The organism is Actinomyces polynesiensis (genome assembly GCF_000820725.1).
GTDB classification, from domain to species: domain Bacteria; phylum Actinomycetota; class Actinomycetes; order Actinomycetales; family Actinomycetaceae; genus Pauljensenia; species Pauljensenia polynesiensis.
The window spans coordinates 1-16,770 of the sequence record NZ_CCXH01000091.1 but is presented as its reverse complement, the minus strand read 5'-3'; the positions used below and the strand labels follow the sequence as shown (position 1 = coordinate 16,770).

Sequence of the window (16,770 nt, the reverse complement as noted above, 5' to 3'; positions counted from 1 at the left end):
TCGTCGTGGTGGTGCTGCGTCCGTCCACGATATGCGGGGACGGTGCCGACCGCCGGTCGAGAGGTGCCCGCAGGCAGGCCGACGGGCGGAGCGCCGGCGTGGCCCTCCCGTCCGCACACTGGACGAGTGGGGTGGGGGGCGCGCCCCGGGTTCCCTCCGCGCGTACCATTCCGGTCCATGACCGGTCGGGGAGTGGTCGGAGGCCACGTCCCGGTCCTGCTGGACCTGGACGGGACGATCTGCCTGCTCTTCGCGCACACCGACCTGGACCCCCTGCACCGACGGGTGGCAACCCTGCTCCGGGCGCACGGACTGGAGCACCTCGCGGACGGGGACGTGTTCACCACACCGACACGCGTGGCTGCCGCACGGCGTGGGAGCAGGCTGCGGCGTGGGAGCTGGTCACGGCCCGCGACCGAGCCCGACACCCTGCGGACCGACCCCCTCCTGTCCGGGATCGACGCACTGCTCACCGAGGTCGAGCTGCGCGCCGCGGACACCGCGCCGTTGGTGGCCGGTGCCGAGGAGGTCATCACCGGATGGGTCGACGCCGACCGGCCCCTCGCGGTCGTCACCAACAACTCCCCCGCCTGCGTGGGTCGCCTCGCGCGGCGGTCCCTGCCCGCGCTGGCCGAGGTACCCGTCATCGGGCGCGACCCGCGACGTCCCGAGCGTGCCAAACCCGATCCGCGGGGGATCCACCTGGCGCTCTCCCTCCTCGGTCGGGACGCACCCGTCGACGCCTCGTCCGCCGTGATGGTCGGGGACTCCCTCTCCGACCTGGCTGCCGCCCGGGCGGCGGGCTGTCGCTTCGTCGGCATGGGCCCCACCGCGGCCAAGCGGTCACGCCCGAGGGGTGCGCCGGGGGAGACGGGTGCAGGCCCCGTGGTGGACTTCCACGCGCTCCGTGACCGGCTCGGCTGAGGAGGACCCCCGTGGGCGACCGGGGACAGGTCCGCGACCGCCGGAGGTGTTGCCGCCGGAGCCACCCGTCGGGGCGCGGTGCAGGCATCAGTCCGCGAGCGTCGGGTCCATCGTGAGCTCGACGTTGGCCCAGACCTCGTACCCCAGGGGCTCGAGGGCATCGATGACGAGGTGACGGACGCGGTCCTCCTCGGCGATCCCGCAACTGGCGTCCGGGACCAGGAAGACCACCTCCAGGTAGACGCGGGTCCCGGTCTTCGTCGCCCGTACCAGGGGTTCGGGGAGCCCGAGCTCGGTCCGCGCGGCCTCGACGGCCTCGTCGATGCCGGCCTGCAGTGGTGCCGGTGGCGCCGCCTCGAGGACCTCCAGCAGGCCCGCCCGCATCATCCGCAGCGGGACCGGGACCAGCATCGCGGCGACGACGAGCACCAGGGCGGGGTCGGTGTAGGGCTTGACCCCGGACCACCCGAGGGCGCCCATGAGGGCCGCGAGCCCGGCCCCCACCACGATGACGGCACTGAGCACGCAGGAGGCCCGCCACTGCTCGGCCTCGGCAGCGACCAGGTCGGAACCCTCGCGGCGGCGGAGCAACCATCACGTCACGACGGCCGCGCAGAGGAAGGTCACTGCTCCGTAGACCGCCACCGGGCCGGGGAGACCTCCGTGCCTCCCGCCCGGATGGTACCCACGGCATCGGTCGCCGCGTGGACGAGGGCGCCCAGGAGGGCCGCACCCTGGATGATGACGGCCAGGGGGACCAGGGTGACCAACCCGAAGGGGAAGGTGCGGGTCGGTGCACCGCCGGCCGCGCGACCCGCGAGCATGGAGACCCCCGTCAGGGTGGTGCCGAAGATCGTGTACACGCCGTCGAAGAGGACGATCCCGGACCCGGTGGTGATGCCCCAGACCACCCCGAGGACACCGAGGAGCACGGACAGCACCAGGGATGCCGTCAGGGAGTGGGACTCCCGGCGCTGCACCTCGGCCCTGTCCATGTGGTCACCCTTCCCGTCCGACCCACCGTGCCGGTCGCCGGGACCACCATGCGCGCAGTGTTCCGGGTACCCGCGTCGGTCGTCCCGTGGTCCGTACGGGCCCATTGTGCCCTCACGTCCTTGGGCGGCGGTGTCCCGTGGACACGGCGGTGCCCCCCGGCAGTGGCCGGGGGGCACCGGGACGTTGGCTCCGGTCAGCGGAACATGGTGACCGTCGCCTTGGCGAGCACCTTCGGGTCCTTCTCGTAGTGGTGCAGCGGGGTGAGCGGCAGGTCCAGGCCGAGGAGCGTGTACACCGCCACCTGGGCCGCGCGCACCGAGTACTGCTCGGTGAAGACCATGTCGAAGGGCATCTCGACGAACTGGCTGATGAAGGCCAGGTTCTTCGAGCCCTTCGGCACGACCAGCGGACGATCGGTCGTGGTGCGCTGGTTGAACAGGGCCGAGGCGTAGGGCATGTGGGCGGGCACGCAGTTGATGACCGTGTCCATCAGTTCCTCGGTGCGCGACGAGACCGGGTTGGCGGAGTGGTCGATGCGGCCGAGGTGGCCCAGGGTCTCCTCGAGCATCTCGCGTCCGGTCATCTCGATGAAGGGCTTCTTCACGAAGTCCCCGACCTCACGCGGCTTGAGCGCGTACCCCCAGAACACGCCCTGCTCGGGCGTCTGCGCGTGGTAGTGCGGCTGGTGGTGGACCACCAGGGAGATCAGGCACGAGGAGTCGACGAAGGTGTTGAGCGCATTGCCCGGCAGCTGCTTGGTCAGGCGTGAGATCTCGTTGATGAAGGCGTGGTCGGAGGTGGTCACCGTGAAGCTCGTCCACTCCGACTGGGAACGGTCCCCGAAGAACTTGTCCGGGTTGCCCAGGTTGTAGAAGTGGTCGGTGGCCTGCTTCCACAGCAGGGCACTGGGGGCGTAGCGCAGGTCCTCCACGATGGCGGTGTCCAGGTCGCCGATCGAGGTGGAGTCGGTGATCGAGCCGTTGGTGTCGAAGACCAGGTCCTCGGGTCCGACCTCGATGACACCCTCGGCGCCGCCCTCGTCGACCTTCTCGTACTTCAGGCCCGTGACGATGATGTCGTCACGCAGGGGGGTGTCGGCGAAGACGAACTCGGTGACCTTGCGGTTCGTCACGAAGGTGACCCCGTGGTCCTCGAGGTAGGAGCGCATCGGGAGGATGACGGACTCGTACTGGTTGTAGGGGGTACGGGTGACGCCCTCCAGGGTGTTGATGCGGGAGAACTCCAGGATCATGCGGTTCATGTAGCGGCGCAGCTCCGCCACGGAGGAGGCCTCCTTGAAGGCGAAGGTCGTCTTCCACATCCACCAGAAGTTCGTCGTGAAGAAGTGGGGGGTCTCGGCGAACCACTGCTGGATCGACATGTCGTCGAGTTCGGACTCCCGCGACTCCGGCATCATCATCAGCTTGGTGAGCAGGTAGCGCTCGCGGTTGGTGAACTGCATGTGCTGATAGGAGTTGGGTCCCTTGATGCGCAGGCCCTCGGAGTCGATGAGTCGGCCCACGTCGTGGGTGGGGTGGGCGTGGTCGAAGTCGAGGATCTCCTCGGTCAGGGACTTCCCGGGGTGGTCGAGGGAGGGGACGGTGCCCATGACGTCCCAGAAGTTCTCGTAGGTCTCCTCGTTGAGCATGCGGCCTCCGCGGTTGAGGAAGCCGCGGGAGTTGCCCAGCGGGCTGTGGCCGTACTCGTTCTCGAAGGTGGACAGTGCCGCACCGTCGTTCGCGCCGTGGGTCTCCAGCCCGAGCATGGTGATCTGGGACCCGTCCCACTTGCCGTCCCGGATCAGGTAGATACCGGCGGCGAGGTTCCCGATGCCGGTACCGATCATGTAGGCCTTGCGTGTCATCGCAGTCGTCCTTCCTGGTTGCGCGACCCGGTGGGTCCGGGCACGTCCTCTTAAAACGGAGTGTACTCCATTTGGAGCACGCTCCGCATGTGGGATGATGGGGGCACCCTCCTCCAACCCACCTGCAGGTCCGACCAGAGTGGGCAGGGAGTGAGGGCAATGGCGGAAGGGGCGGGCGAGGAGCACATGGTGGGGACAGGAGCAGGGGCGGCAATGGGCGCAGGTACTGGGTCGCACGTGGACACTGCCGAGGACCCCGGGCACGGCGTCCTGCCCCGCCCGGGCCTGCGTGAGCGCAAGAAGAAGGAGAGGCGGGCACGTGTCCTGGCCGCGGCCTCCCGCCTCTTCGCGGAGCGCGGGTACGAGGGCGTGACCACCTCGGAGATCGCAGCAGTTGCCGATGTGGGGGTGGGAACGCTCTTCAGGCACACGGGGACCAAGGCGGAGCTGCTCGTGGAGGTCATGAACCAGCGCATCGCTGAGGGGATGGAGGAGGGGCTCGAGCGTGCGAGGCAGGGCCGCACGGTTCAGGAATCGATCCTGGCGATCCTGGAGCCCCTGGCTGAGGAGTCCTTGGCCCACCCGGGCAACATGGTCGCTTACGAGAAGGAGGTGCTCTTCGGCTCGGAGGAGGGACGAACCTCCTCCACGGCGCGCATCTCCCAGGTGGAGGCTGCCATCGTGGAGGTCCTCCGGCTCCACGGCTCCCGTCCCCGCAATGCGCGTATCGCAGTTGAGGACGTCGCCCACACGATCTACGCCACCCTCTTCCTCGACATCATCAAGGCCTTGGTGGGTACTGCGGCGCCCGAGGACCTACCCGAGCGTGTCCGGCGCAGCGTCGACATGCTGGTCGGCGCCCTCCTCGAACCCTGACCCCCCGGCGAAGTCCGCTCAGTTCCGGGGTCGAAGTCCGCTCAGTTCTCGGCGTGAGGTCCGCACTGTTCCGACCCCGAGGTCCGCACGGCCTGCGCTCCGAGGTCCGTCCCCCTGCTGCTCCCAGGACGCAACCCGTGCCCGGCCGCGGACCGTCCCCGCGGCAGGCGGCCGGCGCCGGGGGGACGTCGTTCAGGCTCCCGGCAGGGAGGTCGTGGTCGGGATCCACACCCGCATGGTTGACGGTCCCTTCTCGCCCCACCGGTGATAGGGGATCAACGCGAGGTCGAGGTCCCCTCCCGGTCGTCCACCACGACCCGCGGCGTCGGCCTCCGCGTAGGGCCAGGCGGTGTCCCGGTGGGCCGCGGCCCGCCCGGTGACGAGCACCCGGTCGCCCTCGTCCCTCAGGCGGGTGGAGGGGTCGACGAGGATGTCTGCGACATCGCGCCCGCCGAGTTCGGTGGACTCCGCGCACATGACCAGGGGTCCACGCTCGACGGCCACGCACCCACGCACCGCGTCGATGCGGTCGTCGGGCAGAGTCACCCGCGGCGTCACGTCGAGGTCGAGGTCGAGGGTGTCGCCCTCGTGGAACTCCCGCTCGACCCGCGCCTCCCCGACGCCGACGGGCACGCCGTCCAGGCTCGCGCCGGTCGACCAGGCGGGGATGCGCAGGCTGATGGTCGAGGTCCCCCGGGGTGCCTCGAGGACGGTGATCCTGATCCTTCCCGAGGTGGGGTAGTCGGTCTCCACGCGCAGGCCGAAGGGCCGGCCGTCCACCAGGTGCGTGCGGATCTCCGCCGGTGTGTACTGCAGGATCCGGATCCCGTCCGCGTCGAGTGCTGCGACGTAGGCGCCCAGTGACGCCAGTGTGCGGGAGATGTTGGTCGGGCAGCAGGAGACCTCGAACCAGGGCGCCCGCAGTTGCGTGCTCGCCCGCGTGCTCTCCGCGTCGGGTTCCACCGCCTCACCCGGCACGCGCTTGTGCAGCGGGTTGGCGTAGAAGAAGGACCGTCCGTCCGACGAGGGCGAGGTCGCCACCACGTTGAACAGGGTCCTCTCGATGACATCGGCGTAACCCCCATCACCCGTGGCGAGCAGCAGCCGCCAGGCCACCATGACAGAGGCGATCCCGGCGCAGGTCTCGCAGTAGGAGCGGTCCGGCGGCAGCTCGAAGTCCTCCCCGAAGGCCTCGTCCTGGTGGTGGGAGCCCATTCCGCCGGTGATGAAGGTGCGTCGGGCGAGTGCTGCGTCGTACTGGCGTCGCGCTGCCTCCAGGAGTTCCGCGTCCCCCGTCTCCACCGCCACGTCGATCGCACCCGCGCACAGGTAGAGGGCACGCACTGCATGCCCGCGGAGGACCCGGGCCTGCCTGAAGGGGATGTCGTCCTGGAAGTACTCCGGTCCGAACTCGATCGGACCGAGCGTCCCCAGCCCGCGCCGGTCGATGAAGAGCCGTGCCTGGTCGAGGTAACGCCGTTCCCCGGTGACCCGGTACAGCTCCACCAGGGCCATCTCGATCTCGGGGTGTCCGCACACGGAGCGGATGCCGTCCTCGCCGAAGACGTCACACACGTGGTCCGCCGCCCGCAGGGCGGTGCGGCTGAGGGTGTCGTCATGCCCGGTGCGCAGGCGCGCGACGCCGGCCTGGATGAGGTGTCCGTAGCAGTAGAGCTCGTGTCCCCATTCGAGGTCGGAGTAGCGCGGGGCCTCGCCCTCGTGCCCGAAGCGGGTGTTGAGGTAGCCGTCCGGGTCCTGGGCGGAAGCGACGGTGGCGGCGAGGGCCTCGAGGTCGCCCTCCAGCGCCGGGTCGTGGGCGCGCCCGACCTCCCAGGACATGGCCTCCAGGAGTTTGTGGACGTCGGAGTCGACGAACTCGCGCCCATGGCGCTCGGAACCGACGCGCCCCTGGGCGGTCAGTGCGAAGTTCCCGATCCAGCCGACCCGTTCCTCCCAGTGCTCGCAGTGGGGGATGGTCGCGGAGGCGTTGACCTCCTGGCGCTCCCCCCAGAAGCCGTGTCGGAGGGTGACCTCGTCGATGCCCAGGGGGGACAGGGTCGAGTGACCGGGCACCACTGGGGCGACGGGGCCGGGTCGGGTGCGTGGGTGGTCCACGTGGCACCTCCTGTGTGCCGGGCGCACGTCGGTGCCCGGGGTCTCGTGGTCGGTCGTCGGGGATGACGGTCGTGTGGGGGACGGCATCGGGGTCGAGGGCGGACCGGCGTTCATCCCTTGACCGCCCCTGAGGTGAAGCCCTTGACGAAGTACTTCTGGAGGGCGATGAACAGGATCGCCGCAGGGATGGTGAGCACCACGACCCCTGCCGTGGTGAGGCCGTAGTCGATGACGCCCATGGTCTGTTGACGCATGTTGACCATGGCCAGGGGCAGGGGCGCCTTGTCCATGCTCACCAGGTAGAGGGAGACCATGAAGTCGTTCCAGGCCGCCAGGAAGGAGATCAGCGCGACCGTCACCAGTGAGGGGCGCACGGCCGGCAGGAGGATGCGCCAGAAGGCCCCGATGCCCCCGCACCCGTCGATGAGCGCAGCCTCCTCGAGGTCGCGGGGGATCGCCGCGAAGGCGTTGCGCATCATGAACACGCCGAAGGGCAGCTGGAAGAGGGTGATGACCAGTCCGACGCCGATCAGGGAGTTCTGCAGGTGCAGGGTCTTCATCCACACGATCAGGGGGATCAGCAGGGCGGCGTAGGGGACCATCATCACCGACAGGACCAGCACGAACAGCTGGTTCTTCCCACGGAAGCGGAAACGGGCGAAGGCGTACCCACCCGTCGCCGAGACCACCAGGGTCGCCAGGACCGCCACGAGGGTGACGATCACCGAGTTGCGCAGGTAGGAACCCAGGCCGTTGCCGTAGTGGACCAGGGTCAGGAAGTTGCCGAGACCGAATCCGTCCGTCTGGTTCGTGCCCGGGCTGGGTTGTACGGAGGCGATGACCGTCCAGATGATCGGCGCGAGGAAGCCGAGGGCGAGGACGCCGGTGGTGAGGTGGAAGGTGACCTTCTCGGCTGTGGTCTTGGTGTGCATGGACGACTACTCCTCCTCGTCCGCGAGGCCCATGGTCTTCAGCTGCAGGGCATTGATGACGACCAGGGCGATGAGGACCAGGACGGACAGGGCCGCTGCCATCCCGAGGTCCCGCTTGGTCTCGAAGGCGTACTTGTAGATCAGCAGCACCACGGTCATCGTGGAGTTGTTGGGGCCGCCCTTGGTGAGGATGTAGAACTGGTCGAACGCCAGCAGCGACCCGGTGATCGACATGATCAGACTCATGGCGAAAGTGGGTTTGAGCAGGGGAAAGGTGATGGAGGCGAAGGTCCTCCAGCGGCCGGCTCCGTCGATGGTTGCTGCCTCGTAGACGTCCTGGGGGATGGCCTGGAGCCCGACCATCAGCAACAGCATGTAGAAGCCGGTGAAGCGCCAGGTCACCAGCAGCACGGTGGCCCACAGGGCTCCGTCGGGTGTGCCGAGGATCGAGTTCGAGGCGTCCATGATCCCGAGCCTGTCCAGCAGGGGGTTCAACGGCCCGACCTGGGGGGAGTAGAGCGCGTAGAACAACAGGGACGCGGAGGCGATGCCCATGGCGGAGGGCAGCAGGATCGCCGTGCGCAGGAAGTTGTTCCACCTGCGCGACTCCTGGACCAGCAGGGCCAGTCCCAGGGCGAGGGGCATGACGATCAGCGTCGTGATCACCGTGTACTTCAGCGTGAACCACACCGCCTGCCCCAGCAGGGGATCGGTGAGGACCTTGGAGTAGTTGCCGGGGAAGTTCACTCCCTGGTTCCCGCCGAGGAGCGACCACTTCGACACCGACATGATGACGACCAGGACGATGGGGGCGATGTACAGGAGGACGAGGAGCACGGTGGCCGGAGTGGCCCACGCCCACCCCCGCACGTCCTCCCGGCGCCGTCTGCGCACCTCGCGGTCAACCTCCGGTCGCTCCCGGACTGCCGTCAGAGCCATGATCCGTCCTTCCTCGTTGCCCTCGTCGTCCCGGGCACTGGGATGGGTCGCGGGGCCTGCCCGCGACCCATCCCGTGTCTCATTGCGCTTGGGCGGTCCTCACTGGCCCAGGATTGCGCTGATCGCGTCGTTGTCGGCCTGGAGTGACGTGCCGTCACCGAAGACCGCGTTCTGGAAGAGCACCTGCCAGGGGCTGCCCGAGGCGTTGAAGGCCTCGTTGTAGTTGATCGCCGCAGGGGTGCGCCCGTCCTTGATGGTCGCGTTGGCCGCGAGCGTGCGCGGATCGGCGTCCTTGTAGCCGTCGGCGAGCACCGACAGGTTGGAGGCCGTGTCGTTGTTGTCGGCGAAGACCTCCTGCTGGGCCTCGTCGGTCATCAGCCAGGAGATGAAGTCCCAGGCCTGGTCGACGTTCTTCGACGACTTGGAGATCCCGATGGCGTCGCCGCCGAGGAAGGTGGACTGGTTGCCGCCCACTCCGGGGATACCGCTGACCCCGATGTCGAAGCTCGCGGTGTCGAAGAGTCCCGTCACTGCGGTGTAGGGGTACGGCATCACGCCGACCTTGCCGTTCTCGAAGGGAGCGGTCCAGGTCGCGCCGGTCTCGTCCTTGGAGCCTGCGCCGACCCCGTTGGGGGTGTCGACCAGACTCTTGAGGGCGTCGAAGACGGACTTGGCGGAGTCGGAGGCGAGCTCGGCGGAGGTGCCGTCCGCGGAGATCACCTCACCTCCACTCGCCCAGATCATCGGGAAGTACATGAACGCGTCACACCCGCCGCACTGGCCGGGCACGTAGGTGCCGGAGACACCGTCCTCGTCGAGGGCGGCCACGGCCTTCGCCTGCTCGACGAACTCCTCGACGGAGGTGGGGCCCTTGTCGGGGTCGAGGCCGGCCTTCTCGTAGAGGTCCTTGTTCCACACCATCACGGAGATGTCGGTGACGAAGGGGAGTGTGTACTCCACGCCGTCGACCGTCCCGGCATCGATGTGCCCCTGTTGGAGATCGTCCTTGTTGGGAAGTGAGTTGATGCGGTCGGTGAGGTCCTGGAACACACCCTGCTGAGCCCAGTACGGGATGCGCACGACGTCACCGGCCAGGATGTCCGGCAGGGAGTCGGACTGGACCGCGGCGCCGAGCTTGCCCTCGACGTCGTCATTGGGGAGGATCTCGAGCTTGACCTGGTTCTGGTGGGAGGCGTTGTAGGCCTCCACCGCGGCCTTCGCCTGCTTCTCCAGCGGGGCACGCGACCACATTGTCAGCTCCGTGCCGTCGTCCACTCCTGCGGAGGTGCCGGACTGGCCGGCGTCGCTCTGCGTGTCCCCCGATGCCGATCCGCCACTGCTGCAGGCGGCGGCGCCCGTCGCCAGTGCGGCGGCGGTCGTGATGGCCAGTGCGGCCCTCCATGGATTTCGCATCATTGCTCCCCTTCTTCCGTCCCCGTCTGGTGGGGATGTCCTCGCCCTTGAGTTGAACCTCTCCGGTACCGGTGCGCTCAGTCATCGGGGCACGCGGTCGAAAGTATCCGAAAAGGCTTGCGAGAAGAGTCGACCACACTCCGACCGTGCCGTCAAGCGTGCCGCGGTCACGGTTCGATCACGGGTGGACGTTGTCACCTGCCGATGGGGACGGTGATTGCAGCGCACCGGGCACCACCGCCGTGATCAGCGGATGATATCTTGTGGGAATGGAGGACCGAGACCAGCGTCGCCCAAGGGAGGGCAGCTCGAAAACGCTTGCCGACTCCCTTCCGGCACGGACCGCGACGCTCAGTGATGTCGCCCGTGCGGCAGGGGTCTCGGTCTCCACTGCTTCGAAGGCCCTCAACGGTCGTCCCGATGTCTCGGGGACCACGCGCGCGAAGGTGCAACAAGCGGCCGAGGAACTCGCGTTCTCCCCCAACTCCCTGGCCCGTTCCCTGGTGTCGGGACGCTCGTTCACCGTCGGGCTCATCACCCACGACCTCGAGGGACGCTTCTCCACTCCCATCCTCATGGGCGCCGAGGACGCCTTCGGGCTCAACAACATCTCGTTGCTCCTGTGCGATGCCCGGGGGGACTACCTCCGTGAACGCCACCAGGTGAAGGTGCTGCTCGAACGACGCGTCGACGGGATCATCGTGGTCGGGGCGGACAACGCCCGACCTTCGATCGGCCGTGACCTGCCCGTTCCGGTGGTCTACCTCTATGCGGCCTCCGCGGATCCGGCCGACATCTCGATCATCTCCGACAACGTCGGGGCGGGCAGGCTCGCCGCCGAACACCTCGTCGACTGCGGGAGGCGGCGCATCGCCATCCTGGGTGGCGACCCGACCTACGGCGCTTCCCCGGAACGCGCCGAGGGTGCCATGGCAGCACTGGCGGCCGCCGGACTTGAACCCGTGGGTGGGGGACCCCTGTACGGCTCCTGGTCGGAGGAGTGGGGGCGGGGTGGCTGCCATGCCCTCATCTCCCAGTACCCCGACACCGATGCCATGATCTGCGGCAGCGACCAGGTCGCCCGTGGAGTTCTGGATGCCCTGCGCGACCTGGGGCGCGCGGTCCCCGATGACGTGGCCGTCACCGGGCACGACAACTGGAAGATCCTCGTGTCCGGATCCCGCCCGCCCCTGACCAGCATCGACATGAACTTGGAGGACCTCGGGCGCCTGGGTGCCACCCGTCTGCGTGAGGCGATCGAAGGACATCCCTCACCCGGGCTGGAGAAGCTGGCCTGCCGCCTCGTCGTACGCGGTTCCACCGTCGGCTGACCGCCCTCGCCGGATCGAGGAGGGCGTGGCCGTCGACCGACGAGGGCGGGGCCCGCTGCCGGACTGCTCGAGACCTGTGGAGTCCGGGGCGGTCGTCGGGCACGATGCTGCGTCCGTTTCGGAGGACCTCCGCCTGCGCCCGTTCGCGACCCGGGCTCGACCCGGGTCCTGTCGGCCCGAGGACCCTTCAGTTGGTCTTCGTGTTCGTCGGGTGTGATCCGATGCGACCGACGATGACCTGCCCGAGATCCGCGGTGCGGTCCTCGAAGTAGAGGCGCGGGCAGATGCTGCCGCGCGTCTGGATGACGATGTGACAGACCATGGCAAGCTTCCCGCTCGGATCGATGTCCACGGGGACCGAGCAGGTGCGTTCCCGCATCCACTCCCGGTTGTTCCTCACCGTCTCCGATTCATTGAAGCGCACGCGACCACCGGGGATCAGGTGGGAACCAGCAGGAGCATGACCGGAGAGGAACTCCCTGAGACCGACCGTGAGGGCTGCGGTGGGGTCCGTTCTGCAGCGCGCGTAGTCATTGAGCATGGCGAGCGCGTCCCACGTGTAGTGCACCCACGTGCCGGTGGTGTCGTGATCAGCGAGGTCGCGGGCATCCTCCCAGTCCCCGACGAACCGCAGGTGGTCGAAGACGTCCATCTCCGCGTAGGTCTGGAGGTCTTCCCAGGAGTCCACGGGTTCGTCGTAGGGGTCCTTCTCCGGCTCGAGCCACGAGACCGTGTCCGGTGTCCCGGTCCTGTCCATGAGTGCGCGTGCAGCATCGAGCTGGTAGCGCGCAGTGCGCAATTGACGCTCGATGTCCCGTACCTCATCTGCCAGGATCGCTCGTTCCAGGCGTTCGTCCTCGAGTTGGGTTCGCAAGGAGCTCTGCAGGGTCTCGAACTCGTCACGGGAACGGATCGCGCGGGCCTCACTCTCGGCAGTGATGCGCTCGGTCTCCGTCGTGGCTGCCTCCAGTTCCTCCTCGCGAGTCCGCAATGAGGCCTTCAGGGCGGAGAGCTGTGCCTCGAGCTCTGCCGTGGGGACCCGGATCTGTTCGACAGTGTCGGACCCGGCGTCGCCGGCACCGACGGATGTGGCCTGCACGGAGGTTGGCTCCAGGAGGTGGGTCCGGTCCATCCCGGTCATTCGCGCGGAGTCGCGCTCCACGAACTGGAGAGGGTCTGCGGTGTGTGTCCCTCCGGCCACGGTCTGTGCGGGCCCCCGGGAGGGGGTGGGGGAGGCCGGTGAGATCGGGCCAACCGTCCGGACCACTGAGGCGGAGGAGTTGACGTGAGATCCGTGTGATGCAGTACGGGCGGCCTCGTCCAGACGGATCGAGGAGATCTCATCCAGTCGACGGAGGTAACGGTCGAGCGGTCGTTGGTTCGCGTGCTCCCGACTCGCTCGCCCGAAGCTCCGGGTGAGGTCATCGATGCGTTCGCCGAGCAGCGTCTTCATCGAGATCGCACGGTGCCGGTAGGCGTCATGGGGATCATCGAGGACCGCACCCGGTCTGAACGTCCGCGGACTGTAGGGCGAGAGCGCGTGTGCGGCCGAGACCGATCCGTTGAAGGCCTCCATGGCCTCCTCGCTGAGGAGGAACGCCGAGGCCTGTCCGAGGGTCTCCCGAGTGATGCGGGCGAGTCGGTCCGCCCAGACGTCCCTCGGGACCGTTCCGTCCTCGCCGCACAGTATGACCAGTCCGTGGTGGTCGGTCTCGGCCAGCTGGCCCAGGAGGTCATCCACCTGCTCGACGTCGATGCTGCGGGGACCGTCCCCCATGAGGAAACCGTGGTCGTCGCAAGAGTAGGCCCCGAGGATGCCCTGGACAAGTCGGGGACGGCTGGTCCACCGTGCCCGGGCGGGGACCGTCGGGTCCGGCGGAGCGTCGATCTCGATGGCGACCAGTGGCCAGGAGTCGCGGCCATGCCTGCCCTTCTTGTGGTCAATGCCGACGAGCAGGTCGGTCACCCACCGCTGACCGCTCGTGTCCGGTGGGTCGATCGCGACGAGACGGGCGAACTCGCTGCCCGACCCCATGGTCTCGTGGAGGAAGACCACCTCCCGACCCGACTCCAGGGTCGTCGGTGTCCCCGGCTCGACGGAGTCGATGTCGCGATCTCCCTTGGTCTTCCTCAGCCAGGTGAGGCCTTCCCCCAACACGTTGCCGACCACGTGATCGCGGTCAGTCGTGTCGGTGTCCTCCATGTTGATGGCGAAAGTACTGCGGTAGCCGAGCATCGTTGCTCCTCCTCGTGATGCGTCCATGGTCGCATCCCCCGGGTGCACCTCGGGCGGTCTCGGCGGGCGGGGAGGTGAGGTCGGTCGGGGTGTCGGGGTCAGCGGGGGTTCGCTCCGCGCTCCACGCTCGCCGTCGTGCATTCGGACCGGGTCCGCGCCACCCCGAACGGCCGCACTCGCCCTGGTTCCCCGCCCTAGTTCTCCGCCCGCCCCAGCCGCCAGTAGCCCATGAACGCCACGGCCCGCCGGTCGACGCCGACCTCGGTGACCAGGTGGCGCCGCAGGCGGGTGATCGCGCCCGCCTCCCCGGCCAGCCAGGCGTACAACGGGGCGCGCTTCAGTGCCGCGCCCCCTCGCGCAGTGCGGGGCACCTCCCACAGCACGTCGCGGTCCACGTCGATCTCCTCCACCTGCGCGCCCCGTCCCTCCGGGGCCAGCAGCGCAGCGGTCTCCTGGACCGCCCCCACCAGGTGCTCCCCACGCGTGGAGTCCTCCCGCGAGGCCACCCTGTACTCGAAGCCCGGGTGATCGGGCAGGTAGGAGGTGTCGCCCTCGTGGGGGACCTCCAGGACGACGGTGCCGCGCGCCTCGGGGGGCAGCTGCTCGAGGATGACGGCCAGGGCGGGCGCCGCGGTCTCGTCACCGGCCAGCAGGAGGCGCTCCGTGTGCGCGGGCGGGACGAAGTCGATGCCGTAGTTCACCCCGGTCATGGAGCGGGTGGGGCCGAGGATCAGGACCTCGTCGCCGACCCCCGCCCCCAGGATCCACTCCGACGCGGGGCCGACGGCCTCGTGGACCACCATGTCGATGTCGACCTCGCAGGCGTCGTGGCGAACCGCGCGGGTCGTGTAGGTGCGGAAGGGGGGACGGGCGTCCTCGGGCATCGCCCGCCACGTCGGGTACCACTCCTCGCCGGTGGGCATGGCGTCCAGGCCTGCACCGGGCCGGGGGAAGACGACCTTGATGCGCTGGTCGAAGCCGGGGTCCCCGTACCCGGCGAGGTCCTGGGAGTGGAACGTGAAGCGCCGGAAGCTCGGGGTGACGTCCTCCACGCGGCTCACGGCCGCCCGGAAGAATCGGTAGGTGTCAGGCCTGGGTGTCATGGTGGGCTCCGATCGGGGCGAGTGTGGGGTCCTCCGCCGGTGCCGGTGAGTCCGGGGCGTACGAGGGCGGCTCCGCGTCCTGTGTCGACGGAGTGGACGAGGGCGAGACCACGACACCACGGCCGGCCCGATCCCCGTCCCTGTCAGTTCCGGCGCCGAGCGGGCCGGGCAGCAACGGCTCGGGTGTGCCGGACGACGCGTGCGGGCCGGCGTCCTCCCCACCCAGTACGTGGTGGCGTCCCCGGGGCAGCATGAGCGGCGTGCCCGACACCGGGTCGGGCACCACCAGGGCGTCCAGGGCGAACACGTCGCGCACCATCTGCTCGGACATCACGGGGCCCGGTGCGCCGGAGGCGACCAACCGTCCGTCGCGCATGGCGAGGATGTGGTCGGCGTAGCGAGCCGCCAGGTTCATGTCGTGCATGACCATGACGATGGTGGTCCCGCGCTCGCGGTTGAGGTCGGTGAGCAGGTCGAGGATCTCGATCTGGTGGGTGACGTCCAGGAAGGTCGTGGGCTCGTCCAGCAGCAGGATGTCGGTCTCCTGGGCGAGTGCCATGGCGATCCAGACGCGCTGGCGCTGCCCCCCCGAGAGCTCGTCGACGGAGCGGTCGGCCAGGTCTGCGGTCCCGGTCGAGGCCAACGCACGTGCGACGACCTCGTAGTCGTGCGCGCTCCAGCGGGACAGCAACCTCTGGTGGGGGTGGCGTCCGCGTCCCACCAGGTCCGCCACGGCGATCCCCTCGGGTGCGATGGGGTGCTGGGGGAGCAGGCCGAGCACCCGCGCGACACGCTTGGAGGGCATGGTGCGCACGTCGTGGCCGTCGAGCAGCACCCTGCCCTCACGGGCGGGCAGCAGACGGGCGAGTCCCCGCAGCAGGGTGGACTTCCCGCAGCCGTTGGGGCCCACGATCGCGGTGACGCGCCCGGCGGGGATCTCCAGGTCCAGGCCCTGGACGATCGTGCGGTCCCCGTAGCCCAGGGTGAGTTCCTGCGCGGCCAGTGTGTGCGCCTGCGGGTGCACCTGCGGACCTGCCAGTCCGTGTGCCAGTGGATGTGTCCCGGTCACAGTGAGCCTCCGGCCTTGTTGGTCCTGATGAGCAGGTAGACGAGGTAGGGCGCGCCGAGCACGCCCGTGATGACCCCGACGGGGTAGCGGGTGTCGAAGGCGAACTGGCCGACCAGGTCGGAGCCCAGGACCAGGAGCGCCCCGACCAGGCCCGCCGGCACGAGCAGGGAGGTTCCGGGTCCGACGATGCGGGCCGCGATCGGTCCGGCCATGAAGGCCACGAAGGCGATGGGACCGCTGGCGGCAGTGGCGAAGGCCAGCAGAGCCACCGCGCAGGTGATCAGCACGACTCGCGAGCGCGTCACCGACACCCCCAGTGACGTCGCGGACTCATCGCCCAGTCGCAGCGCCTCCAGGGAGCGCCCCTGGCCCAGCATGAGGGGGGTGAGCACCACCCAGGACACCGCGAGCGGGGCGACGGACTGCCAGGTCGCCCCGTTGAGGCTGCCGGTGAGCCACTGCATCGCTGCCTGCAGGTCCCACGCCGCCGCCCGGGAGAGCACGTAGGTCACGACGCTGTTGAGCATGGACGCGACCCCGATGCCGATGAGGATCAACCGGGTTCCGGCGAAGCCCCCGCGGTTGGAGAGCAGGTAGATCGCCGCAGCCGTCACCAGGGCCCCGCCCAGTGCCAGCAGGGAGACGGCCGTCCCGCTCAGGGAGAGCATGACGATCCCGAAGACCGCGGCCGCACTGGCACCGGCGCTGATGCCGATGACATCGGGGGAGGCCAGCGGGTTGCGCAACATGGTCTGGAAGGTCACCCCGGCCATGCCGAAGGCCGATCCGGGCAGCAGCCCCATGGTCGCGCGCGGCAGGCGCAGCTCGCCGACGGTGAAGGAGGCGCCCGGCACCTGGTGGCCCAGGACCACGCGCATGACCTCGCCGGGACCGTAGAAGGTCCGCCCGACCATCAGCGACAGGGCGAGGAGGACCAGGACCGAGGTGGCGAGGACGAGGGTGAGGACCAGG

Annotated in this window: 14 protein-coding genes; 3 read left to right on the top strand and 11 right to left on the bottom strand. The window is 69.1% G+C overall.

Features of this window, described 5'->3' with window-relative positions:
* Positions 1-177 precede the first annotated feature (177 nt).
* Positions 178-924 carry an HAD family hydrolase gene (locus tag TA90_RS13075; protein ID WP_147513359.1) on the top strand — a complete coding sequence of 249 codons (747 nt, stop codon included), beginning with the start codon at positions 178-180 and terminating at the stop codon, positions 922-924.
* Positions 925-1,011: 87 nt separating this feature from the next.
* Here the strand turns inward: TA90_RS13075 and TA90_RS14160 are convergent, their stop codons facing one another.
* The 3 genes from TA90_RS14160 to TA90_RS03695 form a co-directional block, all read right to left on the bottom strand.
* The gene (locus tag TA90_RS14160; RefSeq protein ID WP_052450469.1) at positions 1,012-1,515 is read right to left on the bottom strand and encodes a cation transporter; all 504 of its coding nucleotides are present in this window, start codon (positions 1,513-1,515) and stop codon (positions 1,012-1,014) included.
* Between the two features lie 32 nt (positions 1,516-1,547).
* Positions 1,548-1,919 (bottom strand): cation efflux transmembrane domain-containing protein, encoded by a 372-nt coding sequence (locus TA90_RS14155; RefSeq protein WP_187120086.1) that lies wholly within the window; start codon positions 1,917-1,919, stop codon positions 1,548-1,550.
* A 194-nt stretch (positions 1,920-2,113) separates the two neighbouring features.
* On the bottom strand, positions 2,114-3,970 hold the full coding sequence (locus TA90_RS03695) for an oleate hydratase (RefSeq protein WP_269419947.1): 1,857 nt from the start codon (positions 3,968-3,970) through the stop codon (positions 2,114-2,116).
* A 51-nt stretch (positions 3,971-4,021) separates the two neighbouring features.
* On the opposite strand from TA90_RS03695, the gene TA90_RS03690 reads away from it, so the two are divergent.
* The gene (locus TA90_RS03690; RefSeq protein WP_043534675.1) at positions 4,022-4,660 is read left to right on the top strand and encodes a TetR/AcrR family transcriptional regulator; all 639 of its coding nucleotides are present in this window, start codon (positions 4,022-4,024) and stop codon (positions 4,658-4,660) included.
* Between the two features lie 192 nt (positions 4,661-4,852).
* On the opposite strand, the gene TA90_RS03685 is transcribed toward TA90_RS03690, so the two are convergent.
* The 4 genes from TA90_RS03685 to TA90_RS03670 all read right to left on the bottom strand — a co-directional run bounded on the left by TA90_RS03685 (position 4,853) and on the right by TA90_RS03670 (position 10,062).
* A complete protein-coding gene (locus tag TA90_RS03685) occupies positions 4,853-6,775 on the bottom strand; it encodes a glycoside hydrolase family 127 protein (RefSeq protein WP_043534674.1) in 1,923 nt (640 codons plus the stop codon).
* Positions 6,776-6,885: 110 nt separating this feature from the next.
* Complete coding sequence (locus TA90_RS03680) at positions 6,886-7,707, bottom strand: carbohydrate ABC transporter permease (protein ID WP_043534673.1); 822 nt, start codon at positions 7,705-7,707, stop codon at positions 6,886-6,888.
* A 6-nt stretch (positions 7,708-7,713) separates the two neighbouring features.
* The gene (locus TA90_RS03675; protein WP_043534672.1) at positions 7,714-8,646 is read right to left on the bottom strand and encodes a carbohydrate ABC transporter permease; all 933 of its coding nucleotides are present in this window, start codon (positions 8,644-8,646) and stop codon (positions 7,714-7,716) included.
* A gap of 99 nt (positions 8,647-8,745) precedes the next feature.
* On the bottom strand, positions 8,746-10,062 hold the full coding sequence (locus TA90_RS03670) for an ABC transporter substrate-binding protein (RefSeq protein ID WP_043534671.1): 1,317 nt from the start codon (positions 10,060-10,062) through the stop codon (positions 8,746-8,748).
* A gap of 266 nt (positions 10,063-10,328) precedes the next feature.
* Between TA90_RS03670 and TA90_RS03665 the strand changes: the two genes are divergently transcribed.
* Entirely contained in the window at positions 10,329-11,390 is a 1,062-nt protein-coding gene (locus tag TA90_RS03665; protein WP_052450467.1) for a LacI family DNA-binding transcriptional regulator, read from the top strand.
* Between the two features lie 187 nt (positions 11,391-11,577).
* Here the strand turns inward: TA90_RS03665 and TA90_RS03660 are convergent, their stop codons facing one another.
* The 4 genes from TA90_RS03660 to TA90_RS03645 form a co-directional block, all read right to left on the bottom strand.
* The gene (locus TA90_RS03660) at positions 11,578-13,653 is read right to left on the bottom strand and encodes a hypothetical protein (protein WP_147513358.1); all 2,076 of its coding nucleotides are present in this window, start codon (positions 13,651-13,653) and stop codon (positions 11,578-11,580) included.
* Positions 13,654-13,820: 167 nt separating this feature from the next.
* Complete coding sequence (locus TA90_RS03655) at positions 13,821-14,729, bottom strand: siderophore-interacting protein (protein WP_043534669.1); 909 nt, start codon at positions 14,727-14,729, stop codon at positions 13,821-13,823.
* Entirely contained in the window at positions 14,713-15,798 is a 1,086-nt protein-coding gene (locus tag TA90_RS03650) for an ABC transporter ATP-binding protein (protein ID WP_231550648.1), read from the bottom strand. Before TA90_RS03650 ends, TA90_RS03655 begins: the two co-directional genes overlap by 17 nt.
* A partial coding sequence (locus TA90_RS03645; protein ID WP_043534668.1) for a FecCD family ABC transporter permease occupies positions 15,795-16,770 on the bottom strand: 976 nt, incomplete at its 5' end. The genes TA90_RS03645 and TA90_RS03650, both read right to left, overlap by 4 nt.

Bases quoted from the DNA above. Each gene is read 5' to 3' on its own strand.
- TA90_RS03680 (WP_043534673.1), bottom strand. From the start codon at position 7,707: ATGCACACCAAGACCACAGCCGAGAAGGTCACCTTCCACCTCACCACC.
- TA90_RS14155 (WP_187120086.1), bottom strand. From the start codon at position 1,919: ATGGACAGGGCCGAGGTGCAGCGCCGGGAGTCCCACTCCCTGACGGCA.
- TA90_RS03655 (WP_043534669.1), bottom strand. From the start codon at position 14,729: ATGACACCCAGGCCTGACACCTACCGATTCTTCCGGGCGGCCGTGAGC.
- TA90_RS03665 (WP_052450467.1), top strand. From the start codon at position 10,329: ATGGAGGACCGAGACCAGCGTCGCCCAAGGGAGGGCAGCTCGAAAACG.
- TA90_RS03670 (WP_043534671.1), bottom strand. From the start codon at position 10,062: ATGATGCGAAATCCATGGAGGGCCGCACTGGCCATCACGACCGCCGCC.
- TA90_RS03660 (WP_147513358.1), bottom strand. From the start codon at position 13,653: ATGGACGCATCACGAGGAGGAGCAACGATGCTCGGCTACCGCAGTACT.
- TA90_RS03675 (WP_043534672.1), bottom strand. From the start codon at position 8,646: ATGGCTCTGACGGCAGTCCGGGAGCGACCGGAGGTTGACCGCGAGGTG.
- TA90_RS13075 (WP_147513359.1), top strand. From the start codon at position 178: ATGACCGGTCGGGGAGTGGTCGGAGGCCACGTCCCGGTCCTGCTGGAC.